The following is a 26,017-nucleotide window of genomic DNA, read 5'->3' as shown; positions in this document are numbered from 1 at the left end:
CCTACCCTCTCACCGATCCGGAAAACGCAAGGCCTGCCGTGGTCCTCCTGGTGCCATGCCGCTAGACTGGCATGTGCTGCAGATGCTGTGAGTTGCGATGAAGACCTGGACTGACGAGATGATTGCCTTGCTTGGCACCGAGAGCGATACCGCCCTGGGCGACCGGTGGGGTATCTCGCGCATGACCGTGGCGCGCAAGCGGCAGTCGCTGGCCATCGCGCCCTACGACCTGAAGCAGGGCGGGTTCCAGCGCGAGACGCTGTTCCGGTGGAGCCCGGAGAACCTCGCCCTCGTTGGACAGGAACCCGATGCGACCGTCGCCAGGCGGCTCGGCATCAGCCGGCGTGCGGTCTACCTGATGCGCTTGCGCAAGAGCCTGGCCCCGGCGAAGCGGGCGCCGCGGGTGCACAGTCTGCCCCCGGAGGCCGTGCCGCTACTGGGTAAGTTGCGCGACGCCGAGCTGGCTCACCGGTTCGGGATTCCTGACGACCTTGTGTACCGCGAACGCAAACGGCGCGACATTCCAAAGCTGCAGGACGAAAAGCCTCTGAGCGAGGCGCTACTGGCTGATCTGGGCACCGATAGCGATCGAGCGATCGGCCTGAAGCACGGGGTCCACTACAGCAAGGTGAGACAGCTGCGCCTGAAACGCCAGATCCCCGCGTATAAGCGCCCCAACCGCAAGAAGATGGCTGCCGGCGGCAGCGCCACTGACGGTGGCCACGGCAGTTAGCTAACCGCCGCTCATAACCGCCTTCGGCGCCTCTGTCCGCTTCTACCCGCCCAGGGTCTGCCAGTCATCCGCGCCGCCGCTACACTCCTGCGTCGGCGTCACTGGCAGTAGGGAAATGCGGCAGCGCCCGCCCGGTGATACCGGCCCTTCTCCTCTTACAACGGACCTGAGACCTCATATGCTTCGGCAGCTAGCAGTAGCCCTTGCGTTGACCCTCCCTACCCTCTCCTTCGCCGAAACGATCGACTGCCGCGTGGTGGGCGTGCACGACGGCGACACCCTGACGTGCCTCACCACCGCCAAGCAGCAGATCAAAGTTCGGCTTGCGGAAATCGACACCCCGGAGAGCAAACAGCCCTACGGCAACCGCGCCCAGCAATCCTTGGCGGCCATGGTCTTTTCGAAGGATGTTCGCCTGGACGTCCAGGACACTGACCGATACGGCCGCCGGGTGGCGCGCGTGTACCAGGGCAATACGGACGTGAATGCCGAACAGGTGCGCCAGGGCGCCGCGTGGGTCTATCGCCAATACCTGAAGGATCGATCGCTGCTGAACCTGGAAGCGCAGGCCAAGGCGCAGAAACGTGGCCTGTGGGCGCTACCGGAGGCAGAGCGGGTACCGCCATGGGAGTGGCGCCGCGCCGCGCGTGATCAGCGACAAGATGCGCAAGCTGGAGAGGGCGAGCCGCCGGCGGCAGTACCGCCGAAGCGACCCGCGTCCTTCTCTCAATTTGGCGGTTCGGATGGCGCAAGCGCCGCGGGGTCCTTCAGCTGCACACCACTGAAGGCCTGCAGGCAGATGGCGAGCTGTGCGGAGGCGAAGTATCAGCTGCAGCACTGTGGCAACAGCCGGATCGATGGCGACCACGACGGGGTGCCGTGCGAAGCCATCTGCCGGTAGTCAGTGACTAGCGGGCCCAGATGGGGCCTTCTGCCGTATGCTTCGCGGTATGGGCCGCGATGAGCTGTTCAAGCAGCGCGACGACGTCCGGACGGCTGAGCAGCTCACGCCCCACGACCGCTGCCGGCTTGAACACTCGGCCGGCCTTGCGGGTGTTCCAGTCGCCGATCACCACGTGGACGCCCTGCACCTGGCCTACCGGGGGAAGCATGCTCCAGGTCTTGGTGTGGCTGGCATAGGTCAACAGGGCGCCAGCGAGCTCTTCGTGCAGCGCCAGGCGCGCCGCGTGATCCTTCGCCGCCTCATAGTTGGTCAGGGCGTATTGCAGCACGTCCCACGCCTGGATGCCTTTTGGCAGTGGCATCCCGCCGCGCTGGCATGCGGAGCGGTAGCCCTCGACCGAGAGCTGTGTGACCAACCGGGCGCCGTGCTCCGGATTCACCGAGTAGATCCAGACCGGGACCGTGTTGGTGGGATTGCCCTGCACGACTGCGTTCCAGTCCGCCTGCTGGGTGGCCGCTTCGAAGCGCTTTCTCTCCGCTTTCTTGATGTCGTCCATTACCAGGCCCCTTACTCGTCCAACCCAGTAACGCCAGCGCCTTTCCACAGGCGCTCAGCGACCTGGCGGATCAGCACGAGATCGTCCTGTTTGCTTGCCGACTCGGGTAGATAACCGATGAACGCCATCTGCGCGATTTCGCGGCAGAAGTCCGGGCGCGAATAATCGGATGCCAGCAGGCCTGGTAGGCCGTTTTGCCGAGCGGCCGCTCGGCCACGGCGTCGAAGTGTTTCTGGGTAGCCATATTCCGAATGCCTCGAGAGGTGTGAGAGATCCGTTCCACGCTATCGAGTATTTGGAAAATGCAACCCGAGCCTACCCGATGCCATGCCCTTACCTTTCCACATCTATGGAAGGAACGTGGAGGGCTCCAGTGTAGCCGTTTGGTGTATCGAAATATGTTCGTAGCCGTTTGGGTCTGATGGAGTGCTTTTCGCCACACCTAGAGCGATGCCGCAGAACGCAGGCGTTGAGGTACAGGCAAAAGCACACAATCAGATCGAATGCAGCCAATATAGAGCGGATACTGCTTTCGGCACGTAAGCGGTCATAGGACGTCTACCGAAAGAAAGGATGACTTAAGGCGCTAATCCGCATTGCGTCTGGCCCAAATCAGAACTACCTTCGAGAAACCTCGATAAACAATAAAGGATCTTCTATGAGTCGTAGGGAAGTAAGAGATTATCTATTTAACGAAGGTGATGCTTCGAGCTCGATATCGGCTCAGATCAGTACCGCTTGTACTGAGGTGAGCACACTTCCGGAACGCCGGATTCTTGAAGTTCAACCCGAAGCCCTACTCGCATATTTCTTGGAAAAGTATGGCGTAGAAGTTCCCGCTTTGGTTCGCGATGGTATAGTTGCGTCTCACCACGAGCGCCAAGTAGAAATATATGATCGCTGGGATAAGCAAATTAGGCTGATTCCTGGCGAAGCGTATGATTTTGAAGTTCCCTTCGTGGGTGAAGGGGACATTTTCAAGCTACGACCCAGTACGTTTGATTTTAATCCGCCACGAGCTGTAATTCGTAAGCAATACTTAGCCTTCACAATCTCGGGTCGTACATTAAGGGCTGAGGAAGTTAAGGCGGAGTTAGATTCAACTTTGGCATCTATTGAAAAGTATTTAGAATCACATCGACGCCAGTGGGCTGGCTTTCAGCAGCAGCTTTCAATTGCGGTTAAAGCAGAAATAGACTCTCGCCGCACCAAATTACTTGCACAAAAGGAAAATGCCTCTAGGTTGTCTGATTTAGGTATACGTCTAAAAGAAAAGGAGGGTAGTCCTAGAACTTATATTCCACCTGCCGTCAAACAAAAGGTCGTTCCGCAGCTACCGCCAATGTCGCCGGCAATCGCTCCCGAACCTACACTGGATATGAAGCAATACGAAACTATTCTAGGACTTGTGCGAGGAGCAGGTAGAAGTATTGAACAAAGTTCCTCGCGGACTAGAAAGCTTGATGAGGAATCTTTGCGCGACCTTTTCCTAGTGCCACTAAATGCTCACTTTGGCACTGCAACTGGCGAGGCATTTAATTACCAAGGAAAAACAGATGTGCTCATACGCCACCAGCAGGGAAATTTGTTTGTAGCTGAGTTCAAGGTCTGGCGTGGAGATAAGAACTTCCTTGCCACTATTGACCAGCTGCTCAGCTATTTGACATGGCGCGATACTAAGACAGCAATAGTTATATTCAATCGAAATGCTGACTTCACTTCAGTGGTCGATAAGATTAGAACTCTGGTGAAGCTACACCCTCGATATCTGAGTGGGCCAATAAGTTTGGACGAAACCAGTGATCGTTATACTTTTTTTCTGCCTCAAGATAGCGGGCGAAAAGTATTGGTTTCCATTCTTGCATTCGATTTAAGCACCGGTCCGTAGGGACTGTTTTTTGAGTATATGATTGATGTGACATCATCAACTTACTTGCTGAAATAGCTCACCAAACCTATGCAATGTGCTCGAGGTCAGACTGGAGATCATATGGTTACCGTAACTAAACAGATCCAAAACTCTGAAGAGGCGATTTGTTTGAATATTAAGTTGCTCGCCGAGCAGCGGGCATTGCTTTCGCAGAACGTACTCGCGCAACTACGGAATTTAGTTGAGGGTGTAGCTGTTCGTCTCCATACACGTTCTCCAGATACCGAATTCAATTATGCAGCGGTTGAGCCAGGCTTGGCTTTCGTCAAAAGTAATGGGAAGCTAAATTTTATCGGCAAGTTCCATAAACTAATTCAACAAAGTGCCTCTCACTATACACTGGACGGAGATGCATCTGAACGCCTAATGTTAAAGTACTATGAGTATCTCTATCGGATCCGCAGCTTGCTTTTAGAAAGCTTTGGATTCGCCATATTGTCAAACCTCGAGGAATTTCCAGTCGATTTGGATCCATCTCTACGTGAGTACCACCAGAAAATCTCTGAGCGTATTCAATGGGGTCTCTCATCTTCGTCAGGCAATGATATAAAAGATCGGTATTATATACATAAAAATCGGCCGTTTTTCACCTCAGGCAAAGTTTACTATGAGGTAACTCTTTATCGAGCCGTTAACAAGGTAAGTAAGTTCGATCGTATTATCGCCTTCACTGATATCGACATAACTGATAAGTACGCAGCAATGCTAACGCTTCAGCGCGAATCTATCGAGGTGCTTGGTCAGAGCATGCCAATCACAATCATCAGGGAGTGGGAGGTTTCAATCCGCCCCTGTGAGTTCGATAATTTTGGGCGTCTTTTAGGCTTATCTTCTAAAGTGCGAGCCGCCTCTACGGAGTATCGCTATCTAATGAGCCGGTTGACGGCTGGTTCGGGCAGTCTGCTTGATCTTCTGGACCTCCCTGACGCAAGTTATGCTAAGGCAAGAGCGGAGGCTACTATTGGAGGTACACAGCCGCTGATTTTCCCTGTACTAGATAAAGCTCGCTTGATTGTGAGGTCGCGAACTCCAGGCCATAATGTCCTTAGATATCTCATGCTGCGAATGCAGAACCAGATACTCAAACTGCAGTACGACCGAGATGGCTGTCCCGCTCTTTCTGGTCTGAAGCTTCGGTATGGGTGTATTCCCTTTGACACTATGCCATTTTGTACCTCCTTATACTCCCATAATCCGCGGTATTGGGACTTAGTCGAAAGTCTTGATACGGCTGGAAGAGCCCATGAGCTGCTCGCTCGACGCGTGAAAAATAGCGTGGAGCGTTATGGAAGTTTGTATACGCCAGTGGCTGATCTTCAGGCGTTCGGAGATGTCAGTAGACTGATCTCTGCATACAACATGAAACTGTACTACAAACATACGGAGCGCCAACTTCTACTTGATAGAGGGCATGTCTTTGTTTGCGGATATGAAAACGAGACAGTCGCCATCGTTGAACTGCTGCAGAAATACTCATCATTAAGGATCGAAGGCTATACTCCGGCCGTCGAGCGCTGGATCGATGAAGTACCTCGTCGAATTGATGATCCGATAAAAAAGGATGCTCTCAAGCAGTTGTTTAGCCATTCTCGAGTGGCATTGATTTATGGTGCAGCCGGTACAGGAAAATCAACAATGGTTGATCACATTGCGCACTATTTCAATGACAAAGAAAAGTTGTTTCTGGCGCACACAAATCCTGCAGTTGACAATCTAAAACGCAAAGTTACAGCACAAAATACTGATTTCCGAACAATCAGCAGTCAGACTGGCAAGAAGGCTTCTACTAAGGAATACGACCTTCTCGTTATCGACGAGTGTAGCACCGTCAGTAATGCTGATCTAATTAAAGTTCTAATGAAAACGTCCTTCAAGCTGCTCGTGCTGGTGGGCGATGTTTACCAGATCGAGTCGATCCAGTTCGGTAACTGGTTCGAAATCATTCGATCATTTATTCCAAGGTCCTCAGTGTTCGAGCTGACTACTCCCTTCAGAACCAAGAACGACTCATTATTAGTGTTTTGGAATAAAGTCCGCGCAATTGAAGATGACCTCACAGAGGTCATGGCCCGAAATGGGTATTCCACTGTACTAGACCGGACGCTATTCGAGCCTCAAGGGCAAGATGAGATTATCTTGTGCCTGAACTACGATGGTCTGTATGGTATCAATAATATCAATCGATTTTTGCAAGCCAGTAATCCTGGCGCGGCGACTACTTGGCGAGTCTCTACATACAAAATTGGAGATCCAGTCCTATTTCATGAAACCGAACGGTTTCACCCAGTGATCTATAATAACCTCAAAGGTCGCATTGTTGGCATCGACAGTGTTCGTGGCCGCATCCAGTTCGACGTAGAACTTGATCGACCGCTTAGTGACTTCGATGTTGATAGCGACGAACTTGAGTGGGTAAAAGACTCGATCGTACGTTTCTCTGTCTACGACATGAATACTAGTGACGAAGATGACGACTCGCTAAACACTACTGTACCATTCCAAGTGGCTTACGCGGTGTCGATACATAAGGCACAAGGCCTAGAATATGACTCTGTCAAGGTCGTAATCACTGATGCTAACGATGACGATATTACTCATAGTATCTTTTATACAGCAATAACAAGGGCACGGGACCGCTTGCGAATATTTTGGACTCCCGAAACCCAGCAAAAGGTCTTACAACGTATTCATCATGATGCGAATACAAAGGATGTTGCGATCCTCGCTGCCCGTCGCTGCCTTACCCCGGTACGTAAATAGGGAATTAAATCAAAAATTCAGAAAAGTTTATAGTTAATTATATGGATTAAGTTTCGGTAGCTATAAAAGTGGCTTAGAAATTGTGCCGAACCAATAAATGCTTGTAATAACGCGCTGCATTTATTCGTGTGTCGCTTCCAGACAAATTCTGCTTGAGGGCAATAGCTCTTGTGTTCGCAATACTGCGTCTTGGAGAGCTTTTTTTATACTTTGGTAATAAATAGGCGTCCATGACGGAAAACGGGGGTGTGGTCGTTGAGCTATAGGCAAATGAGTACCACTAAGGCGGTCAAAACGAAAGAAACTGGAAGACTGTTCCGCTCAGAAATAGACGCTTGGTCTAGAGTGACTACATCCAAAATCTGCATTTCAAAAACGTCTAGACGAGTACCTTCTCTGTTCCCTTCCTCTTTGACAACACATGATTTGCAACCGTATGAATGATGTGCTGGAGTGCAGAGAGAGAGATTTGGTGCTATAACTATTAAGGAGATCGTATTTTGAACAAAAAAACCTTTTAGCTGCTATTCGAGTTGGTCAACGCGTCGCTGAGGATGAGAAAAACGAATTAGCTAATTACTTTGTCATTCCGCCGAAAGTTTGCGCAGTGAAGCCTCCGGTCACTCTCTACTCGTCTGTTACAGCTGTGCTCGGCGATAGGCCCGTGGCTAGACCGCTGCTGAGCAACACGTCTGGCACATCCTGGCTCCTGCAGCGCGCCGTTTTCGACGGCTACGATTTCGGCTTGAAGATACCCTACCTCGAAGGAGCCAACCGTATGATGACGAGCCGAGGTGGCACCTTCATTTGCCGAGGCGAACATCCGTGTCCGGGTATTGGCGGCTGCCACAGCGGCGGCTGTTGGAGGACCTGGACGTCCTCCTCCACCAACTGGGCGAGCTGGCCAACGGTCGCTTTGCTCAGGACTGCCTGGGTTTCAGCCGCAAGATCGCGGACGCTTAAGCTGATGTCCGTCGGGATCTCTTCATCTGGAGATGCGCCTGCAGATCGCGCCGCTGTCCGGTGGCGGCGTGGTGCTTTCCGGCGACTATCACCCGGACCGCGTCGCCGTGGCCAAGCGCATGCAAGGCGCCTTCTTGTCCGCGAGCCGCGCCTGGCGGGTGCCAGTCTCGCCAGACATCGTGCGCAGCAACCTGACCCTAAAGCTGGGACTACTCGAGGAGCAGTTCGAGATACTTGACGTGCTCTAGGAGCTGCTGTCCGATGGATCGGTCAGCGCCGCTCGTGACGTCACAGCGATGTCGATCGGAGGACCTCCGCAAGAGCGCAATGCGTCCTCTGCAACCGAGGACAGTGCTGGTCAGCCCTACGAGAGGGGCGACCGGGATAGTCTTGCCGGCAGCTGTGCCCGAAAGTTCAGCTGTCGCCTATCGCTAGGCGAGAAGCTTCGAATATCCAGGCAATGCCGCCGACGGGTGCAGTGCCCGCTCTAAGCCAGATTCATCATCATGTCGCTGCCATGCTGCAGGGCCTGGTAATGATCGTTCATCTTTTGGAGCAGGCAACGCTGGAGGCTTACGATGCGTAACTGAACCCTTGGTTTAGGGATACGCTACGAGTTTGTCGACTACCTGGAAGTCGTGCTCAGGGCCAAGCCAAGACCATCATCTAGCCTAGGGTGGTCAAGTCGCTGTTCAAGAGGTCACCGAACTAGTCACCGCCACCGACTGCGAGATGATCGTCTACTAGCATCTGTTGACGACAAACGGTCATCAACAGTGAAAGAATCTTCACGGTTTCGTATCGAGCTCGCTCATCACCACCATAGTGATGAGTGATCCGCACCGGCCTACGCCGTCCGAAGTGGAAGACTCATCTGCGCAATCGGTAGACAACCATGCCGCTATTAGAACTCAAGCCTGCTCACTCCCAGTTTCGCTCGCCCTTCGGTAGACAAAGCCTCTTGTTGGCCGCTGCGCTACTCATGCTAATCATCTTCCTAGCCGCGCTGCTGGGGATCGTAACGCGCCCTCTGGGGCTTCTATCTCCGTTCTGGCCAGCCAATGCTCTTCTTGCGGGATTGATGGTCCGCAACCGCAGAATGGCAACTGAGCAAGGTTGGCTGGGCGCATTCATCGCACTTATGGCCGCTGATCTGCTTACGGGTACCAGCCTGATAAGAGCGCTGGTACTGACCATTGCCAACCTGCTCGGGGCGGGCGTTGCCTACGCTTGTCTGTCGCGCCTGCCTGCCAAGCATGTGCACCTACAACGCGCACGCTCGGTGATGCACCTGGTACTGATCAGTGTGGCGGCTTCCTTCTGCTCCAGCATCAGCGGCGCGCTGGCCTTGCACCAGTTGTTCGGTATGGACTTCTGCGATGAGTTCGACGTCTGGCTCATAGGAGATCTGGTGAACTACGTGGCCATCCTTCCCGTGGTGTTGGCCTCCTCTGCACCCGCCCAGTGGCCAAATCGCTGGCCAACACATTACCAATTGGCCCGTTTGCCGCAAGGGCTAGCCCAGGCGGCTCCCTTCATGGCATTGGTGCTCTCCGAAGGGGTCGCAATATGGATCGGCGGACCCGGTGCGGTAATGTTCTCGGTGCCGGCGCTGCTCTGGTGCGCCCTGACCTACAGCCTTTTCAGCGTCACGCTAGTTACGCTGATCTTCAGCAGCTCGACGATGATCGCGATCTCTGCTCATCACCTCGATCTTTCGGTGCCCTGGCCAATGGGCAAAGTCGATTTGCAATCGATCCGTCTCGGCGTGCTGTTGATGACCCTGACGCCGCTCACAGTGGCCATCGTGAGCATTACACGCCAGCAGTTGCTGATACAGGTGCAATACCTGGCCGCGCACGACCAACTAAGCGGCCTGCTTAACCGGCGCGCCTTCGATCAACAGACAAGTGAGGCGTTACCGGTACTGAGCCGGCATAACCGATTAGTCGCCGTCCTCATGTTGGATATCGATCATTTCAAACGTATCAATGACACTTGGGGACACGCAGCGGGCGACCAGGTCCTGATTGCTTTCGCCCGCATTGCCCAAGAATGCATACCGCAAAACGGCGTGCTTGGACGGATGGGCGGAGAGGAATTTGCCGCGCTCTTCCCGGTGGATACTGTGGAAGAGGCCCGTCATATCGCCGAAACCCTTCGCCAGCGGTTCGAAGATACGACGGTGGACTACGCCCTCCAAACGCGTATCAAGGCTACTGTTAGCGTTGGCGTCGTAACTGCTCGAGGCGCCGAACAAGCCCAACCTCTGATGGTGCAAGCCGACCGCGCGCTGTACCTAGCCAAGGGAAGCGGACGGAACCGCGTGGAACTGCAGAACATGGACTGAGCCTGCGATTGCCGAGAACTGAAGCGGCCTGGTAACCGTTCTGACCGATCTACAACGCCAAGGGTGGCGTGCCACTGAACTGTGGGATGGCGAGGTCTGGGAGCCTATCCATGCCATCTGGTCCACTGAAGAGATCGCCGAACGCGCGGCGCAAACCGAGTTGACCAAGCTGTGCTTACTACCGGAAAGCACCGAAGGCCACGAAGGTTTGATGCTACTGAAATGAGGTACAGCTCTGTTGGGCTGATCGCGGGCCTCGCCCCTCAACTACCGACCTGGGCGATATAGCCGATGAATAATCGGAACAGCTCCGCATGGCTAGAAATACCCAGCCGACCGTAGAGGTTGTGTTTGTGTACCTTCACCGTCCCCTCGGAGATGCCCAGCTGGCGCGCGATTGAAGCGTTACTGTGGCCCTGTAGCAGCAACTTGGCGATGTAGCGCTGCGCCTCAGTCAATTGGCCCAGTGCGCCGACAAAAGCGCTTTCCAGTTGGCTATCCTTGCTAACGGATTCCACATGGCGCGGAAACTGGCGACCGTGCTGTTCCAGCACGGCACTGATCAGCGGGGTGAGCCGCTGCAGATGGACAACCTCGCTTTCATCGAGAGCCCCGGGGGCCTGAGCCTTCATTAGGCTGAACACTAGCGCAGTACGTGTCCCTAAGTGGACGATGTAGCCGATCTCGTCGATCTCAGTGCCATGGGTGGACGATACGCAGGGGTGCAGGTCGGGCGAGATAGCAAAGCCGGACGCGAAGAAGCTGTCCGGCGCCAACTCGCTCATGCGCCACAGGCCAGCAGGATGGCGGTTCATGCTGGCAACGTAGAAGGGATCGAGCAGGTAGCCGCCGCGGCTGTAGGCATCCAGGGTGCGGGCGGCCACCTTTCCCCGATAGCCGTCGTGCAGCAGCTCGGCCGGATGATCGAAGCGAAAGAGATAGAGGCAGCTCATGTCGAAGCTAACCAGTCCGTCCAGCAGATCACATAGCGTCTGTCCCAGCGAGGCGCTGCCGATGGCGGCGATCAAACGGGCCAATGCATCGACGTCTTGCGTATTCATCAAGGCGCTCCTGTGCCGCTCACTGGGTGATTCACCGCGGAGCCTTATCCTAGCGAGCAGGTTTCAGTATCGTCATTCACCGTACCCAAAGCATGCCAGTCCAAACGCCCGAGAATGCACTCCAGCCGACCTTGCCGCGCATTGGCAGCGGCAAGGGCCTTTCTACACCCGGTGGGCGTAGGGCACAAAGGGAGAACTCAGTCGAACAGCGCTCGCAGGTGGTCGTTCAGGAAGTAGCCTTGCGGATCCCACTCGCGGCGCAGTTGGCGAAAGGCTTCGGCCTTGGGAAACCAACGATCCACGTCATCGCGCTGGGTGAAGTGCAACTTGCCCCAGTGCGGGCGCGCGCCATACTGCCGCAGGATGGCATCGACGTCCTTGAGGAAAGGCCAGTAGTCCACGCCGTTGGGTCCGCCCGAACAGGAAATGGTAACGCTGTCCTGCTCGTGGAAGGGGCTGATCCAGGCGGGATCACCCCGAGTGAAGCGGTACTCGACGGGATAGAGGCAGTCGGGGTGCTTGGTGAGCACCAGGTCGCGGATCTCCCGTAGCGCCTGTTTGCCAAATTGCTCCGGGACGGCATATTCGAGTTCATGGAAGTTGGCCACGTAGTGGATGGCGAAAACGTCCGAGCTGTAGGCGATCTTCTCGTGCTCGCCTTCGTAACAGGTGCGCTCGTCGGTCATGTCCATGACCTTGACTTCACAAACGTCGAAATCCTTGCGGCTGCGCGAGACCTTCGTGGTATCTGGCAGGCAGTACAGGTGGCGACTCGCCGCCGTGGGGCACCAGAAGAAGCTAAAATGGCGATGGGTGGCCGCCAGTTCGTCGTAACGCTCCATCAGCGACTCGAAGTCCTCGCGCCACACCCGATCATGCAGCCAGTAGGCGTCGCACACCTGCAGCGTCATCTCCGTGATGACCCCGAACAGGCCGATGTTCACCTGGGTCGCATGGAGCAGATCCCAGTTCTTCGTATCGGACACCTCCATCACCGAGCCATCGGGGCGCACGATCTTCATACCGACGACCTGCGACGAAAGATTGCCCAGCGTCTTACCGGTGCCGTGGGTACCGGTGGCGAGCGCTCCGGCGATGGCCTGGGAGTCGATGTCGCCCTGGTTGGTCAGCGAATAGCCCGCTTCCTTTAGGAAGCGCGTGAGGGCACTAAGCTTGGTGCCGGCCTTGACCGAAACCCGCTTGCGTTGCTCGTCGATGCAGTTGATCCCCTGGTAGTCCTGCAAAGACAGCAGCAAGCCGCTGGTCGCCACCACCGGGGTGAAGGAATGCCCCGATCCGGCGCACCGGACAGACTTGCCCTGGCTGGTCGCCGCCTGAACCAGTGCCGAAATTTCCTCTTCGCTCGTAGGCGAGGCCAGGTGGGCCACCATGAACGACTGATTGCCCACCCAATTGCGCCAATGACCGCCGCGTGGGAGTTCCATGGGTTTTCTCCTCAAAACAGACTCGAAATACCGAGCGGTCATTATCGGCTCACCACCGAAACCCCGTGGTAGCGCCGTCGTTAGCGGGCGCCGAGATCAGGCGCCCAGCTGGGCGCCTTCCGGCTCAGGCACGCTCGAGCGGGGTGACCGGAGTGGCGAAGGACTGGACGCTTCCAAAGGGCGTCAGGTGCAACTGCTTGCGACGATTCACCAGGTAATACAGCACCCCGGGTACGACCAGCGCGGGCAGCCAGGAGATATCCGTGCCGACCAGGGCGGCGATTGGTCCCTTGTAGAACGACAGCTCCATGAAAGGAATCTGCACCACCACGGCGAAGGCGTAAATCGACAGGGTGTTCCAGTTCACCTTGCCGTAGATGCCGTTGACGTCGTACATGGCCGCCACACAGTAGCGCCCCTTGCGAATCCAGTAGTAGTCCGCGAGGTTGATGGCGCTCCACGGCACCAGCACATAGACCTGGCCGATCAGGATGTCACTGAAGTAGGCGCTGAAGTTGTATTGGGCGGCGATGGCGATCCAGGTCACGATGGCGGCGACGATGGCCATGATGACGAACTTGGTCAGCAGGCTGATCCGCACCTTGCCGTTGAAGCCGGTGAAAATGGTGGTAGTGGACATGTAGGAGCTGTACAGGTTCATCACGTTCCACTCCAGCACCCCGACGATGACCACGCCGTACACCAGAGTCTCGTAACCCGGGAAGAGCTTGGCGATGGCGCTGCCGGGATCGGTGGTGACGTCCATGGCGGAAGCGGCCATTAGGGCACCGAGCAGCATCAGCAGCGTCGAGCCCACCACGATGCCCAGGTAGCTGTACCAGAAGGTCAAGCGCGTGGAGATGCTGCTGGGCAGATAGCGTGAGTAGTCGGCGACGTAGGGACCGAAGCCCAGCGTCCAGGAGGCAGCCTGGGTCACCACCAGGCAGAAGACGGCGAACTTGAAGGTGCCCGCCGACACCTCCCAGACCCCGCTCGGCACACCGTGCTGCCAAACGGCATAGGCCGCCAGCGCGAAGACGAGGCTGGATAGGGCACTCATCCAAGCGCCGATGCGATGGATCAGCTCGTAGCCCATGAAACCGACGACTAGGGTAAGGACCCCGAACAGAATGATGGCGTTGTTATCCGAGATTGGCGCCACCGCCTTGATCGAATCGCGCATCACCACGCCGTTGGCCGCGGTGAAGAGAATGTAGGCCAGCACCACGATGGCCAGCGGCACGCCGGCGCCGATCACCCCGAACTGCGCCCGGCTCTGGATCATCTGCGGAATGCCCAGGTGCGGCCCCTGGGCGGAATGCGCCGCCATGAACACAGAGCCGATAAGGTTGCCCAAGATCAACCCAATGAAGGTCCAGCCCAGGTTCAGACCGGCCACCACGCCCAAAGCTCCGATCACGAGCGTAGTGACCTGCATGTTGGCGCTGCACCAGATGGTGAAGAGACGCTTGGGCGATCCATAACGCTCGTGCTCGGGAATGAACTCGACGCTGCGATTCTCGATTTCCATGTGTTGCTCCTTCTCGCCAAGGTGTTCTAGGTTTTTTGGTTGGCAGTGTCAGGTGCTGGGGAGCCGTGCCTTGTTATAGACGGGGGCGCGGGCTCGCTGCGGTCGGCGTCCGAACGGATGCTCAGGCCGCGGTATAGGCGTTATCGACGAACAAATGGGTACCGTTGACGAAGCTGGAATCATCGCTGGCCAGGAACAGCGCGGCCGCCGCCACTTCCGCCGGGTCGCACAGACGACCTTGCATCCCCGCCAGGGTCGCGTCGGATACCTCGGTGCCATGCTCGCGCAACAGGTCGAGCTCACGGCGACCATGGGCGGTACCGATGAAGCCGGGACAGATGGCGTTGCTGCGGATGTTACGATCGCGAAACTCCACCGACAGCGCCCGGGCGAACATGTGGCAGGCGCCCTTGGTAGTGCAATAGAGCACCTCCATCGGCGTGCCGACCACCCCGGAGATCGAAGAGGTGCAAATCACGCTGCCACCGCCAGCAGCGATCATGCCCGGCAAGACCGCACGCGACACCAGGAACATGCTCTTGACGTTGATCGCCATCAAGCGGTCCCAGTCGTCCTCCCCCGTTTCCAGAAAGGGGCCCACATGGATGGTGCCGGCATGGTTCATCAGCACGGTGATCGCACCGAAGCGCTGCTCCACCTGGGTAACGGCGGCCTGTACCTGGTCGGACTTGGAAACGTCGGCGGCGATAAAGCAGGCGCTGCCCCCTGCGCTTTGGATACGCTCGGCCACGGCCGCGCCGTCGCTACTCGGCAAATCGAGAATCGCCACCTTGGCACCTTCGCGGGCGAACAGTGTGGACGCGGAGAGGCCACAACCCCCTGCGCCACCTGTGATTAAAGCGACTTTTCCCGCGAGGCGTCCCATGAGCGTTCTCCTGATAGTCCAAAGCTGAACCGATGGATCAGACGCTAGGGGCAGTCGTCGGGAGCGTCCATATGCCGAAGGATATATGGCCAGTCAACCTGCTGATCCCAAAGGAAATATTTCTGAAATCGGGCGTAGCGCAAGGCAGCTGGCGATCAACCAGAACGACAGGATGGATAGCGCCAAGCCGCGGCCTATCCAATCGGTACGAGCGCTGCCGGGGGTGGCATGACCGCATGTTAAAGGCACTTTTTGTGGCCACGGCGCCAGGAGTGGAACGTTGAGAAGAGGACTGGCACGGAATTACGATCGCCTCGAACAGGGGCGGCCGTAATTCCCATATCAGTCCTCGGAGGGGCCGTCATAGGTACGGCGGATAAGGTCGCGATTACTGGTCATCTCAACCCCATTGCATTTCGCCGGTGGCGACCTTGGCGCCGATGTTGAGCGCGACGCCCATGCCCAGGTTCGGGAAGCGCGCTGTCATGGCCGCCTCGAGCGCGGCGGCGTGCTGGGCCTTGTCCAGTTCTTCCTCGAAGGCCAGCAGATAGGAGCGGGTGTGCGCGATGGCGGTCTGGTCGGTCGCGGTGGCGGGCATCAGGTGGCCGGGCACCACAATGGCCGGGGCGCGGGCGGCGATGGCATCGAGCGCGGCTACCCAGGCGGCACGTTGCGCCTTGCTCTGGGTATCGGCGGTCCAGACATGCACGCCGGAGAACAGCAGGACGCCACCGAACACAGCGCGCAGCGAGGGGACCCAGAGATAGCGGCGATTGGTGAGCCCCTCAGCGGCGAGGATTTCCACGGTTTCGCCATCTACTGTCAGCGTGGGGCCATCGAAGGCTTCGGGAAGCACGATGTCGTCTAGCGTCTGCGGACCGTTTTCCTTTAGCTGCGGTCCCCAGACGGCGAGTTTCTTCGCCACATTGGCCTGGATAGCGGCGCGGGTTTCAGGCGCGGCGATGACTCTGGCCTGGGGGAAGGCGTCGTGCACCGGCTTGAGGCTGAAGTAGTAATCCGGGTCCGACTGGCTGATATAGATCGTCGTCAGGGGCTTGCCGGTGGCCTTGATTGCGTCCGCCAAGGCGTGGCCGTCGGGATAGGTGAAACCGCCATCGATCAGCAGGGCTTCGGTCGAGCCGGTCAGCAGCACCGGGGCTCGGAAGAAGCCTTTCTCCCCGGCAGGGAAGTGGGTCCAGCTCAGGCGGGCATGCTGGTTGGCAGTGGTCATGGGGCGTTCCGTGGCAAATAGGGGCACGTGGCGAGAGGGGCGTTCAGCCGGCGTGCAACTGAGCGTCCAGAGCTGCCGGTTCGCCGAACAGCAAGTTGCTCGATAGCAGCCGACTGCCCTTGGCATCTTCGATGACGAGCGTTGGCACGCCTTGGGCGCCGAAGCGCGCCACTTCGCGCCGGGCTGCCTTGAGGCGCGCGTCATAGGCGTCGAGCAATCCGGCATCAGGCGCCAGGACGCGGTTGGCGGCGCGGTGAAACCGACGCTGGACAGCACCTCAGCAACCACGGAGAGCAGGGCGTTATCCAGACCGTCGACATAGCGGGCCTGTTGTAGTGCTTGTAGGGCTTCGAGCTCGCGCTCTGGTTCGGTCAGGCCCACGGCGATCACTCCGAGGGTCGCGGGCGTCGAGTCGAATCGTGCGGTGGTCGCCTCAAGTACCTGCCGTTGGTAAGCCTCGGAAAACACCTGGCCGGTGAGGCGTTGGATGCGCTGGTCGTTCTGCCAGGCAAATGCGGCGAAGTTTGCATCCATGGGGCGGGCATTCTCGCCAGCGAACAGGCCGGTGGGGGCGAGTTCCAGGATGACGTCGGCGCGGTGTGAAAGGCGCTCCAAGGCCGGGCTCGCGCCGTAGCACCAGCCGCAGAGGGGATCGAAAAGGTAGGTGATGCGCATGGTGGGTGGCTGCTGAAGACCTGTAGCCACCTTAGCGAACCGGTACTGCCGGATAAATCCTATCTAATGCTACAGTCTGTAAGTCATTGGCTTACAATCGCACGGAGTTGCATGGACGCCGTTAATCTAAACCGACTCGCATACTTCGCTGCCGTTGTGGACACGGGCTCCTTCACCCGGGCGGCCGAACGGCTCGGTATCACAAAGACCGTCGTCAGCCAGCAGGTGGCCAAGCTCGAAGAGGAATTGAAGACCGCGCTGCTGATGCGCACGACCCGGCGGGTCGTGCCCACCGAAGCCGGACGGCTGCTGCACGGGCGAAGTGTGAGCATCCTGCGCCAGGCCGAGGACGCCATTGGCGAGGTGACCCGTCCCAGCACCGAGCCGAGCGGCGTGCTGCGGGTGGCGGCCTCCAACGACTATGGTACCTTCAGGATCGCGCCGCTGGCGGCGGCCTTTGCCCAGCGTTATCCGGCGTGCCAGGTCGAGCTGTTGCTATCCGATACCCGGATCAACCCAATCGCCAACCAGATCGACCTGTCCATCCGGGTCGGTTGGCTCGAAGACTCCAGCCTGCATGCCCGGCGCTTGGGCGATTTCCGCCAGCTCCTGGTCGCTACCCCGCAGCTGGCCAAGACTCTGGCCCTCACCGATCCAAATGAGCTGGTGACTGCGCCCTTCATTGCCAACGGCTCCCTTAAGGAGCCCCTCACCTGGCGCTTCGCCCGGGGCGCTACTGAACAACGCACGCTGCGGATGCGTCCGGTACTCACGATCAACGCCACGCCAGCCGTACTCGCGGCGACGCTGGCGAGTGGCGGACTGTCGATACTTCCGGACTTCCTCGTGGCGAACGCTCTCTCGACCGGGGAGCTGGTCACGCTGATGCCGGAGTGGTCGCTGCCGACGGACGGCATCCATGCGGTCTATCCCACGGCGCGTTTTCGTCCCTCAAAGGTCACCACCTTCGTCGAGATGCTGGCGGCAGAGGCGCGCACGCCGGTGGCGTAGATTCAGGGTCGATCAAATGTCGTCGCCTTTTCGTCGGCAGTCTGGCCGATTGCGTCGACAATGCTTGGCAGCCTGCACACCGGCTTGGTGCAAACGTCCCATGGCGCGAAGCTGGGCTCGGGGCCATGAGCCCCAATGGCCTGGGCTTGCTTATCGACGCTCGTAGACGACGCCCTGCACCATCACCTGATCGGGTTCCGTCTTGTCGTCGAAACGCTGATTCGCTGCGGCGATCGCCGTCTGGTGCTCGTTCGCCCAGTTGACCAAGGCCATGACCGGCTGCAACAGCTTGCTGCCCAGCTCGGTGAGGGCATAGTCGACACGTGGCGGAATCGTCGGATACAGCGTTCGAGTGATCAAGCCGTCGCGTTCTAGGCCTCGTAAGGTCAGCGTCAGCATTCGTTGGGAAATGCCGTCGATGCCGCGCTTAAGCTCGCTAAAGCGCCGCGGTCCGTTGGCCAATAGGGCGACGATGTAGAGGCTCCATTTATCCCCGATGCGATCAAGGATCTGCCGGGTGGCCACACAGCCACCTGTGTTGGGTGATGGTAGGGCAGTCGAGGGCTCGCTGGGACTAGGTGACATGCGTGTGCCTTCTTGTGGGGAGAGCAGGAACCATAGCATCCTCCGTGCTCGCTGGTAATTGAGTAAAAAAAAATTACCTGATTACTTTTTTATACCTTGAGGTCACTATGAGTCATATCCTTCTAATCACCTCCAGTCCACGCGGGGCCGATAGCCTGTCTAGCCGCTTCGCTAATGAAATAGCTGCAGGCCTCAAGGCCAGCACGGGTGGCAATCTGACCGTACGCGACCTCGCCGCCAGTCCGCCGCCGCATATCACCCCGGCCTATATCCAGGGCCGGATCACGGCGCCCGCGGAACGCACCGTGGAGCAGGTCGAGGCGGTGCGGATCGCCCAGGTTCTGGTAGATGAGTTGCACGCCGCCGATGTGCTGGTACTCGGTTCGGGCATGATTAATTTCGGGCCGTCGTCGCAGCTCAAGGCCTGGTTCGACCACGTCACCTGGCCCGGCGTTACCTTCAACTACGGCGACGCCGGGCCGCGAGGACTGCTGATCGGCAAGAAGGTCTATCTGGTCACTGCGGCGGGCGGGCGGTTCGCGGAGGGTGTGTGGGCCGCGTTCGATTTTCAGACCAATTATTTGCTGCACCTACTTGGCTTCATCGGCCTGACCGAGGTCGAATTGATACGCATCGAGGGTACGGTGTTGGGTCCCGATGCCTTGAAGGCCGCCATTACCAATACTGAAACTACCATCGCGGCGCTGCTCACGAATCCGATGTGATTTCGTGGACATGAGTCAGACCACAACCTTATTTAGGTGCGACAGCAAGCTCCGATGCGCAGGAGGGAGCTTGCTAACTAGCAGCGGGCCAAGTGGATAATCCAGACGCAGCGTTATCCCCCGCTTGCGCGGTAGTTTCCGCATACAGACTTTTACCATGCGCATCGATAGCCACTACAACGGCACCAAGGCTGCGCACACGAATCTTCGATAGCCGATATTGGGTTAGCAACTCGGGCCAGCCCACTTGAACCTCCGCTTTGATCGCGTATGACAATAGGGTGTAACCACCCCCTAAGAAGGCCAGGTAGACACACCCCACGCGTTGCATGGATCACTCCGAGCACCTGACCACCCGCGGGATGATCTATCAGGTGGTTCTTCTTCCATGTCTAGTTTACTAGCACAACAACCTCTGCTGACTGCGCACACGATGTTAGCCACCAGTACCGCAGAGTGAAGGGGGCCATGCTTCGTCAGTCTAAGACGTCGGACTCGGTGTTCTTTTAGGGTATGCTCAAAAGCACCATATCGCAGAGACTGGACAGCTTAGCCAAGCGCAGCTTCTGATCGAGTTTGCTAGCTCCTAACTTTTTTCCACTCCTCTCCGCGCGCGATGCGCGCTCGGGGAGTGGTAGAAGTGACAGCCATCATCTCCCCGCGAGACGCATCACGGAACTGCCAGGCCCCGTTGGCCACCTTGTGCCGGCCCAGATAGTCCAAGCCTACGAGATCCACAGCGGCAATCTGCCCAAGCTCGTTCAGGGCAGCGACTGCACCCTCTTGCTTCGCCTATCGATCCTGTAGGACTTTGGATCCCTGATCATGCGCTCGTTCGATACTGGAAGGGCATCCAGGCTAGCCGCCTGCTGGAAAACGCAAACACCGGCACCTCATCGTTTGTCGGGGACCGCACATCGAAGAATGACCTGGCCTGGGCGCCGGCTGCGTTTACCCTGGCACCAGTATGTCATGCACCGCCGAGAACAGCGCCTGGCCACCTTGGAAGCGAAGGAAAAGGAGTTTTGAACATGGCAATGAGTGCTGAGCCTGATGATGCGCCTGATTGGCTGGTGCAGAAGCCGCGTAGGGCACGGCCTGTTGCTTTAGTCGCGTGCCTTGCCATGGGGGGCCTCGCGACACTCGCTGCCCTAGAGCTGGCCAGCCGGGCGCCGCCAGGTCCACCGACAACCGTAGGTACTGACCACCCTGCCCTTCGCTCTGAGGCTGCAGCTCACTTTGCCCCAGACCCGGCCGATACCGTCCGCGGCACGGTCCGCCGCGCTACGCCTTCACCCGTGGAAGAGAACGCGGCGGCTGTGGCCACCCCACCATCGAGCGGTCTGCCGCCAGCAGCGCCGACCGGCAAGCAGACCGTGTTCAACGATCGGAACTTCACGCCCCGCGGCGCCGATAACGTGGTGAGCTTCAATGACGCCTCTCTAAACCTGGCGCCAGAAGAGGCGCGCCCGCAGCCAACGAAGATCACGGTGGTGCACCAGACACCGAGCATGAAGGACCGCGCCTGCTGGCCGTATAAAGCCGGCAGCCTGGAGCATCGCAACTGCCGATCCGCTGTGGGGCTTCAGTACCGGGACTAGCGCCACTGTCGGTCGCTGGCCAGCTCTATGGATTCACGCCCGGGAAGTGGTCAATATGAGGTTTGCGGAAGCTGCTGTCGTGCTGTACTGAAAGGAATCTCTCCTTCGCCGGGGCCTGTAGCATTACTCGCCATTTGGCCTCGGTGAGGAGACAGCCGCCCCTTGGCTTGGAGGCCTGTGCCTATGCTCAACAACCGCTATCGGATCACCCTGGGTGAGAAGTCCTATTCCCCTGAGTTCCAAACAGATCCGCAGTACGCCGCGGCCTGGAAGACGCGTTTTGGCACGCGCCTACGGCCGGGCGCACGGTGTGTGCGGCTGCCCCGAGAGCGGTATTACGCCGCAGGCCCTTCGCTTTCTCGAAGCATCTGAAGCAGGCGAGCGCGACGGCTCTCCAGTTCACCAATCTGACGCTCCAAGCTCTCCGCTGCGCGGCCGAAGTCTCCGGGCAGGCCTGGGTCCCTTCGATCAACCGCATGCAATCTGGAAAGCTGCGGATCTCCGCCAGGCTGAAGCCGGCGCCAAGCAGCCGCTGCAGCTGCCGGACCTGCGCCACCGCGCTGGCCGGGAAGTGCCGGTAGCCATTGGTACCGCGTCCAGCCACAAGCAAGCCCTGGGCTTCGTAGTGGCGTAGGGAGCGCACGCTGACGCCGGTGGCGGTTGCCAGCTGGCCGATGCTGAGGGAAGACGCGGCAGCAGTCATGACGACGGTCCGAACGATGGTGGGAGGAAAGATCCACTATCGCATGACACGCACCGCTTGACCCTCACACTGGTGTTAGCCCTGAAAGTTACGACTCCCCTATCTCGGAGAGCCACCATGAGTCGTCTGCGTCTGCTATCGCTGATCCTATTGTTGAGTCTGACCAGTTTTGCCGCCCAAGCGCGGGAATGGCGAGTGAAGGCACTCGATGGTGTGGAGCTCGCCGTCCAAGAGAGGGGCAATCCCAGCGGGATGCCGATCGTCTTCATCCATGGTTTGCTGGGCAGCCGGCTGAATTGGGACGCCCAGCTCTCGAGCGCTGAGCTGAGTCGCTTCCGCCTGATCACCTACGACCTACGTGGCCATGGCCTTTCAGGCAAGCCGTCCGATGCCGCGGCTTATCGGGAGGGTCGGCGGTGGGCCGACGATCTGGCCGCCGTCCTCGGTGTCACCGGTGCCCACCGTCCCGTGCTCGTAGGATGGTCCCTGGGCGCTACGGTCATATCCAACTACCTGGCCGCCTATGGGGACAGCGCCATTTCCGGTGCAGTCTACGTGGATGGAGTCATTGAGCTCGCTTCGGCGCAGATCGTGCCGCACCCGAAGATCTACAGGGACCTGGTCTCATCCGATCTGCGTACGCATCTGGATGCCATCCGAGATTTCCTCGCCCTGTGCTTCGCCACGCCGCCGGCGCCAGCGATGTTCCAGCGCCTGTATGCTAATGCTGCCATGGCATCCTGGGATATGCAGAGCGCGGTGCAGGGTCAGGATGTGGCGGCTGCCACCGGGCTGGGCCGCGCGCGCGTGCCGGTCTGGCTGCTGTATGGCGAAAAGGACGCCCTGGTACGGCCAGAGGCATCCATCGCCCGGGCCCAGGCGCTGAATCCGCGCGTCACGGTCACGCGCTACGCTGAATCGGGGCATGCGCCGTTCCTGGAAGAGGCGCCGCGCTTCAATCACGACCTGGCAACCTTCGTCGACCGCGTAGCGAGACGCCAGCCATGACAGCCTCCGATTTCCCCGGTTTCGAGCGGCTCTGCCAGGACACACCGTCGGCCGCCTTCCGCGGTGTGATCGGCGGCCAGGGAGCGGCCGTTCTGCTGCTACACGGCTATCCCCAGAGTCACCTCGCATGGCGCCGCGTTGCCCCGGAGCTCGCCCGGACGTATCGGGTGGTGGTGCCTGATCTGCCGGGCTACGGCGCCAGCCGTCAGCTGGACCAGGGATCTCGCTGGACCAAGCGGCGCGGGGCGGCTGCCTTGTTGGAGCTGATGGACACCCTCAGGCTCGATACCTTCGCTGTGGTTGGCCATGACCGAGGCGCACGCGTCGGCTACCGGCTGGCGCTGGACCATCCGGCTCGCGTCGAGCGCTACGCGTCGCTCACTGTGGTGCCCACACCAGAGGCATGGACGTCCTTTGATCGAGCACACGGGCTTGCGAATTTTCACTGGAGCTTCCTGGCTCAACAGAGCGACCTGCCGGAGCGCCTGCTGGCGGCCGATCCCGATGCCTTTCTCGACCAGGCGCTGGCGCGTATGGCGGGCAGGCTCGACCGTGTTGAGCCACATGCATTGGCAGCCTATCGAGAGGCCTTTCGTGATCCTGCAGTGCGCCGCGCTATCTGCGAGGACTACCGCGCTAGCGCCGACGAGGACCTGGCGGACGATCTCGCGGACAAGGCTCAGGGCCGGCGCGTGGATTGCCCGCTGCTGGTGCTTTGGTCGGCAGACCAGGTCACCGGTGAGCTGCCTACGACAATCTGGCGCCGTTGGGCACGGAACGTTCGCGGCCAAGCTTTACCAGGCGGTCATTTGCAACCGGAGCACTCTCCGGCAGAGGTGCTCGCCGTGCTTACACCATTCCTCGCGGGACGACCGGAGGCCGTCGTTAAGACGTCGTCCGCAGGCGAGAAAACCTGACAATCAGCGCTTGCGCCGACGGCAGTCGTAAGACCCTCAAGCAGCTGTCGGGCGCGTGGCCAGCTTCGTTTCGGAAAATCTAGCAACCCGGGTTCAGGTCGTGACAGTCAAATAGGTGTTCCCTAAAAACCCAGGAACACTTCATGACCTGCTACGAAGCTATCTGCACGGCTCTAACCAGCATCGGTACGATCATCATCGCTTTGGCGTATCAGGCCCCACGCCGTGGACCAATGCCGCGAGGGACTCCGCTGGCGACCGCCCTTCAGTTCTCCATCAAAGTGGTGTCTGGTCGCACAGGATAACGGAGGCTTCCAGCCGCTTCTCTTTGACGCTACCGCTTGCCTTGCCCATTCGCTTTCATAAAAGAAGATGTTCAGCGCTTCCCCTTCACACTCATGCCAGTCCGCAAGTTCTATCACCACACCTCAGCGGTCCTGTCTCTCCGCGCTGGCAGCAGAGTGGGAAACGGAAGAAAGGCGTACTGCTTTGGGCGGACCTATACCGCCATGACCTGGTCACCACAACACCGCTTCAGAACATGCACGCCATGAAGCTCAGTGCATTGCTCTAAATACGCAGATCGGCTTGGTCCATGCCGTCGGTCGGCAGGGTGCCGAGTGCGCCGAGAAGATGGCCCAAGCCGATGCCGTTTAAACCGAACAGCTGTAACAGAACGCTCGATCTCGCAGCGAAGACGCCGCATCCCAACAGAAGGCTCGACATGGGCACAGCAGTAGTATGGGAAGGCAACATTAGCTCTGCACCCAAGTACAAGCGGTTTCAGAAGGTCAATCAGGATCCGCGGCAACTGCTTCGGCTGAACGTCGATTTCAACAATAACATTCGCCGGCGGGATAACTCCTACGAGGATCGAAGCGACTTCTGGGCCCACGTCGAGCTCTGGCACCGCGAAGCGAAAAGCGATAGCCGGGTGTACTAGAAAGGAATGCGCGTGCTGATCGGCCGCCGGGCGGTCTTGGATACTTGGAAGAATGGCAACGGTGGGGAGCAAGTTGCGATTGAGATCCGGGCCAACCGAGTTGCTTACCTGGTGCAAGGCATCGAGCCCATCACGATGGGCCAGAGCACAGCCGTGGCCGACGACGAAGACCTCAGCTCCAGGTCATACCCCCGCTCCAACTGGTGACGACTTCGACGACAAGATTCCCTAAGACCTTGTGAAAAAAGTTTCCCACTGCACCGAAGCTACCGTATAGCCGGCGTTGAGAAAGCAATATTTATGAGAATATTTCGCAAAAAGGGTTGATTAGCAAATGCGAATTGATACTATTAGTTCAGCCGGTCGCGAGATCGGTTGAGATCTGGAGGTCCTGCGGTCGGACCTTTCGGTTATCTCCTCATCAGGCTAATCACGGTTTGGGCCCGGCACTGCCGGGTCTTTTTTTGCCTGCGATTTGGTATCCCATTTAGCTAGGCCGTGCCTGGGCTTGAAGCTGCTGAAAACGTAGAACTCCCCGCTCCTACCTCCTCTACTCCTTATTAAATTCCCTTGCAGCAAACTCCCCCCCTGGAGAGCTACAAACGGAGAGATATACCCAGTGAAAGCGCGCATTCTGCTCGCTTCTGGCGACAACAAAAAACCGGCGTTAAGCCGGTTTTCGCACGCGGTTGATCTTATAAGCCTGATGCCCTAAGGGTAAGCCGGGCACGTGCCTATCAGAAATCTAGGGTGGCGGACACCTTAAGGGTACGAGGGTCCCCCTGGGTGAGATACCCGCCAAAGGCAGATTTCCAATAGGACTTGTTCGCTACGTTCTCGAGGTTGGCGCGCAAGGTCACGTCTTTCTGCTCAACCGTAAAGCGATAACTCGCACCGAGATCGACGCGGGTCTAGGCCGGAATGCTCAGATTGTTGGCCGCATCGGCATATTGGCCGCCGGTGCGCAACAGTCGGCCGTTGAGCGCCACGCCTTGCAAGCCGGGCACATCCCAGTCGGCGCCGAGATTGTACTGAAAGCGCGGCACGCCGATGGCGCGATTGCCGTCGTTACTGCCGTTCTGGGTGCCCTTGAGTTCGGTGTACATGAAGGTGGCGCCTGCCAATAGGCGCAGCCCAAGCAGCGGCTCGCCGAAGACAGATTGATCGCTTTCAGCGGGACGCCGATTGCCGGGGCTTCATCGGCACGACGTCAGCGGCCGGCGCCGGCAACAATCTGACCGCAGCCAACAACGTGTTCTTCTTGGGGTCGCCCTGGGTGCCCGGACTGTAGGACCAGTTCGAAGACCGGCCTAACGCAACGGACAGCGGCGCTTGGTAGTGGTGAAGATTCCGCTGGTAGAGAACGGTATCGATCTGCAGCTGTGGCAGGACAAGCGGCGAATCGCTCAAGACTTGATAGAGTCCGAAGCGGCACGACAGGCCCAGTTGCTGCTGGCAAACGCGATGGCCTCCTGAATCAAGCTTGATCCGGACTAGGA

22 protein-coding genes and 2 pseudogenes are annotated in these 26,017 nt (G+C 58.4%); 14 read left to right on the top strand and 10 right to left on the bottom strand.

Annotated features, from left to right (window positions below):
• Nucleotides 1-118: 118 nt before the first annotated feature.
• Both OMP44_RS14590 and OMP44_RS14585 read left to right on the top strand, forming a co-directional pair.
• A complete protein-coding gene (locus tag OMP44_RS14590; RefSeq protein WP_280309189.1) occupies nt 119-733 on the top strand; it encodes a hypothetical protein in 615 nt (204 codons plus the stop codon).
• 208 nt (nt 734-941) lie between these two features.
• Entirely contained in the window at nt 942-1,634 is a 693-nt protein-coding gene (locus OMP44_RS14585) for a thermonuclease family protein (protein ID WP_280309187.1), read from the top strand.
• A 7-nt stretch (nt 1,635-1,641) separates the two neighbouring features.
• Here the strand turns inward: OMP44_RS14585 and OMP44_RS14580 are convergent, their stop codons facing one another.
• On the bottom strand, nt 1,642-2,193 hold the full coding sequence (locus tag OMP44_RS14580) for a hypothetical protein (RefSeq protein ID WP_280309185.1): 552 nt from the start codon (nt 2,191-2,193) through the stop codon (nt 1,642-1,644).
• Between the two features lie 658 nt (nt 2,194-2,851).
• Between OMP44_RS14580 and OMP44_RS14575 the strand changes: the two genes are divergently transcribed.
• The 4 genes from OMP44_RS14575 (at nt 2,852) to OMP44_RS14560 (ending at nt 10,196) form a co-directional block, all read left to right on the top strand.
• Nucleotides 2,852-4,081, top strand: a complete 1,230-nt coding sequence (locus OMP44_RS14575; protein WP_280309183.1) for a hypothetical protein — start codon at nt 2,852-2,854, stop codon at nt 4,079-4,081.
• Nucleotides 4,082-4,183: 102 nt separating this feature from the next.
• On the top strand, nt 4,184-6,883 hold the full coding sequence (locus OMP44_RS14570; RefSeq protein ID WP_280309181.1) for an ATP-dependent DNA helicase: 2,700 nt from the start codon (nt 4,184-4,186) through the stop codon (nt 6,881-6,883).
• A gap of 995 nt (nt 6,884-7,878) precedes the next feature.
• On the top strand, nt 7,879-8,094 hold the full coding sequence (locus OMP44_RS14565) for a hypothetical protein (RefSeq protein ID WP_280309179.1): 216 nt from the start codon (nt 7,879-7,881) through the stop codon (nt 8,092-8,094).
• A 734-nt stretch (nt 8,095-8,828) separates the two neighbouring features.
• Entirely contained in the window at nt 8,829-10,196 is a 1,368-nt protein-coding gene (locus OMP44_RS14560; RefSeq protein WP_280309177.1) for a GGDEF domain-containing protein, read from the top strand.
• A gap of 263 nt (nt 10,197-10,459) precedes the next feature.
• Here the strand turns inward: OMP44_RS14560 and OMP44_RS14555 are convergent, their stop codons facing one another.
• From OMP44_RS14555 to OMP44_RS14535, 5 genes are all read right to left on the bottom strand, one after another.
• Entirely contained in the window at nt 10,460-11,257 is a 798-nt protein-coding gene (locus tag OMP44_RS14555) for a helix-turn-helix transcriptional regulator (protein ID WP_280309174.1), read from the bottom strand.
• Nucleotides 11,258-11,454: 197 nt separating this feature from the next.
• Nucleotides 11,455-12,702, bottom strand: coding sequence for a D-arabinono-1,4-lactone oxidase (locus tag OMP44_RS14550; RefSeq protein ID WP_280309172.1), 1,248 nt, complete (start codon nt 12,700-12,702; stop codon nt 11,455-11,457).
• Between the two features lie 124 nt (nt 12,703-12,826).
• Entirely contained in the window at nt 12,827-14,233 is a 1,407-nt protein-coding gene (locus tag OMP44_RS14545; protein ID WP_280309171.1) for a purine-cytosine permease family protein, read from the bottom strand.
• A gap of 121 nt (nt 14,234-14,354) precedes the next feature.
• Entirely contained in the window at nt 14,355-15,119 is a 765-nt protein-coding gene (locus OMP44_RS14540; RefSeq protein WP_280309170.1) for an SDR family NAD(P)-dependent oxidoreductase, read from the bottom strand.
• 400 nt (nt 15,120-15,519) lie between these two features.
• Nucleotides 15,520-17,025 (bottom strand): hypothetical protein, encoded by a 1,506-nt coding sequence (locus OMP44_RS14535; RefSeq protein ID WP_280309168.1) that lies wholly within the window; start codon nt 17,023-17,025, stop codon nt 15,520-15,522.
• A gap of 111 nt (nt 17,026-17,136) precedes the next feature.
• Between OMP44_RS14535 and OMP44_RS14530 the strand changes: the two genes are divergently transcribed.
• Nucleotides 17,137-18,036, top strand: a complete 900-nt coding sequence (locus tag OMP44_RS14530; RefSeq protein ID WP_280309166.1) for a LysR family transcriptional regulator — start codon at nt 17,137-17,139, stop codon at nt 18,034-18,036.
• 150 nt (nt 18,037-18,186) lie between these two features.
• Here the strand turns inward: OMP44_RS14530 and OMP44_RS14525 are convergent, their stop codons facing one another.
• Nucleotides 18,187-18,561, bottom strand: coding sequence for a winged helix-turn-helix transcriptional regulator (locus tag OMP44_RS14525; RefSeq protein WP_280309164.1), 375 nt, complete (start codon nt 18,559-18,561; stop codon nt 18,187-18,189).
• Between the two features lie 167 nt (nt 18,562-18,728).
• Between OMP44_RS14525 and OMP44_RS14520 the strand changes: the two genes are divergently transcribed.
• Nucleotides 18,729-19,346 (top strand): FMN-dependent NADH-azoreductase, encoded by a 618-nt coding sequence (locus OMP44_RS14520; protein ID WP_280309162.1) that lies wholly within the window; start codon nt 18,729-18,731, stop codon nt 19,344-19,346.
• Between the two features lie 73 nt (nt 19,347-19,419).
• Here OMP44_RS14520 and OMP44_RS25020 read toward each other — a convergent pair whose 3' ends face one another.
• Complete coding sequence (locus OMP44_RS25020) at nt 19,420-19,677, bottom strand: fumarate hydratase C-terminal domain-containing protein (RefSeq protein ID WP_431312646.1); 258 nt, start codon at nt 19,675-19,677, stop codon at nt 19,420-19,422.
• 967 nt (nt 19,678-20,644) lie between these two features.
• Between OMP44_RS25020 and OMP44_RS14515 the strand changes: the two genes are divergently transcribed.
• Nucleotides 20,645-20,947 (top strand): hypothetical protein, encoded by a 303-nt coding sequence (locus OMP44_RS14515; protein WP_280309160.1) that lies wholly within the window; start codon nt 20,645-20,647, stop codon nt 20,945-20,947.
• Nucleotides 20,948-21,152: 205 nt separating this feature from the next.
• Here OMP44_RS14515 and OMP44_RS14510 read toward each other — a convergent pair whose 3' ends face one another.
• Complete coding sequence (locus OMP44_RS14510; RefSeq protein ID WP_280309158.1) at nt 21,153-21,650, bottom strand: MerR family transcriptional regulator; 498 nt, start codon at nt 21,648-21,650, stop codon at nt 21,153-21,155.
• A gap of 117 nt (nt 21,651-21,767) precedes the next feature.
• Here OMP44_RS14510 and OMP44_RS14505 point away from each other — a divergent pair, with 117 nt between their 5' ends.
• From OMP44_RS14505 to OMP44_RS25010, 4 genes are all read left to right on the top strand, one after another.
• A complete protein-coding gene (locus OMP44_RS14505; RefSeq protein ID WP_280309156.1) occupies nt 21,768-22,658 on the top strand; it encodes an alpha/beta fold hydrolase in 891 nt (296 codons plus the stop codon).
• The gene (locus OMP44_RS14500; RefSeq protein ID WP_280309155.1) at nt 22,655-23,575 is read left to right on the top strand and encodes an alpha/beta fold hydrolase; all 921 of its coding nucleotides are present in this window, start codon (nt 22,655-22,657) and stop codon (nt 23,573-23,575) included. Before OMP44_RS14505 ends, OMP44_RS14500 begins: the two co-directional genes overlap by 4 nt.
• A gap of 588 nt (nt 23,576-24,163) precedes the next feature.
• Nucleotides 24,164-24,232 carry a hypothetical protein gene (locus OMP44_RS25015; protein WP_431312655.1) on the top strand — a complete coding sequence of 23 codons (69 nt, stop codon included), beginning with the start codon at nt 24,164-24,166 and terminating at the stop codon, nt 24,230-24,232.
• Nucleotides 24,222-24,518, top strand: a complete 297-nt coding sequence (locus OMP44_RS25010; protein WP_431312645.1) for a single stranded DNA-binding domain-containing protein — start codon at nt 24,222-24,224, stop codon at nt 24,516-24,518. The genes OMP44_RS25015 and OMP44_RS25010 overlap by 11 nt, the downstream gene beginning before the upstream one ends.
• Before the next feature lie 737 nt (nt 24,519-25,255).
• On the opposite strand, the pseudogene OMP44_RS14495 reads toward OMP44_RS25010, so the two are convergent.
• A pseudogene (locus OMP44_RS14495) lies at nt 25,256-25,678 on the bottom strand (TonB-dependent receptor domain-containing protein); the annotation flags it as partial.
• Between OMP44_RS14495 and OMP44_RS14490 the strand changes: the two are divergent.
• Nucleotides 25,672-25,994, top strand: a pseudogene (locus OMP44_RS14490) (C-terminal helicase domain-containing protein); the annotation flags it as partial. The pseudogenes OMP44_RS14495 and OMP44_RS14490 overlap by 7 nt on opposite strands.
• Nucleotides 25,995-26,017: the final 23 nt, after the last annotated feature.

Source organism: Pseudomonas flavocrustae, assembly GCF_029872515.1.
Lineage (GTDB): Bacteria > Pseudomonadota > Gammaproteobacteria > Pseudomonadales > Pseudomonadaceae > Chryseomonas > Chryseomonas aestiva.
The sequence above is the reverse complement of the archived record's forward strand: the minus strand, read 5'-3'. Positions and strand labels throughout refer to the sequence as shown.

Excerpts from the sequence above, each read along its gene's own strand:
- OMP44_RS14510 (WP_280309158.1), bottom strand. The coding sequence starts at position 21,650 with ATGACTGCTGCCGCGTCTTCCCTCAGCATCGGCCAGCTGGCAACCGCC.
- OMP44_RS14520 (WP_280309162.1), top strand. The coding sequence starts at position 18,729 with ATGAGTCATATCCTTCTAATCACCTCCAGTCCACGCGGGGCCGATAGC.
- OMP44_RS14535 (WP_280309168.1), bottom strand. The coding sequence starts at position 17,025 with ATGCGCATCACCTACCTTTTCGATCCCCTCTGCGGCTGGTGCTACGGC.
- OMP44_RS14505 (WP_280309156.1), top strand. The coding sequence starts at position 21,768 with ATGAGTCGTCTGCGTCTGCTATCGCTGATCCTATTGTTGAGTCTGACC.
- OMP44_RS14540 (WP_280309170.1), bottom strand. The coding sequence starts at position 15,119 with ATGGGACGCCTCGCGGGAAAAGTCGCTTTAATCACAGGTGGCGCAGGG.
- OMP44_RS14555 (WP_280309174.1), bottom strand. The coding sequence starts at position 11,257 with ATGAATACGCAAGACGTCGATGCATTGGCCCGTTTGATCGCCGCCATC.
- OMP44_RS14550 (WP_280309172.1), bottom strand. The coding sequence starts at position 12,702 with ATGGAACTCCCACGCGGCGGTCATTGGCGCAATTGGGTGGGCAATCAG.
- OMP44_RS14565 (WP_280309179.1), top strand. The coding sequence starts at position 7,879 with ATGCGCCTGCAGATCGCGCCGCTGTCCGGTGGCGGCGTGGTGCTTTCC.
- OMP44_RS14530 (WP_280309166.1), top strand. The coding sequence starts at position 17,137 with ATGGACGCCGTTAATCTAAACCGACTCGCATACTTCGCTGCCGTTGTG.
- OMP44_RS14590 (WP_280309189.1), top strand. The coding sequence starts at position 119 with ATGATTGCCTTGCTTGGCACCGAGAGCGATACCGCCCTGGGCGACCGG.
- OMP44_RS14580 (WP_280309185.1), bottom strand. The coding sequence starts at position 2,193 with ATGGACGACATCAAGAAAGCGGAGAGAAAGCGCTTCGAAGCGGCCACC.
- OMP44_RS14545 (WP_280309171.1), bottom strand. The coding sequence starts at position 14,233 with ATGGAAATCGAGAATCGCAGCGTCGAGTTCATTCCCGAGCACGAGCGT.
- OMP44_RS14575 (WP_280309183.1), top strand. The coding sequence starts at position 2,852 with ATGAGTCGTAGGGAAGTAAGAGATTATCTATTTAACGAAGGTGATGCT.
- OMP44_RS25020 (WP_431312646.1), bottom strand. The coding sequence starts at position 19,677 with ATGCAACGCGTGGGGTGTGTCTACCTGGCCTTCTTAGGGGGTGGTTAC.
- OMP44_RS25010 (WP_431312645.1), top strand. The coding sequence starts at position 24,222 with ATGCCGTTTAAACCGAACAGCTGTAACAGAACGCTCGATCTCGCAGCG.
- OMP44_RS14570 (WP_280309181.1), top strand. The coding sequence starts at position 4,184 with ATGGTTACCGTAACTAAACAGATCCAAAACTCTGAAGAGGCGATTTGT.
- OMP44_RS14560 (WP_280309177.1), top strand. The coding sequence starts at position 8,829 with ATGCTAATCATCTTCCTAGCCGCGCTGCTGGGGATCGTAACGCGCCCT.
- OMP44_RS14500 (WP_280309155.1), top strand. The coding sequence starts at position 22,655 with ATGACAGCCTCCGATTTCCCCGGTTTCGAGCGGCTCTGCCAGGACACA.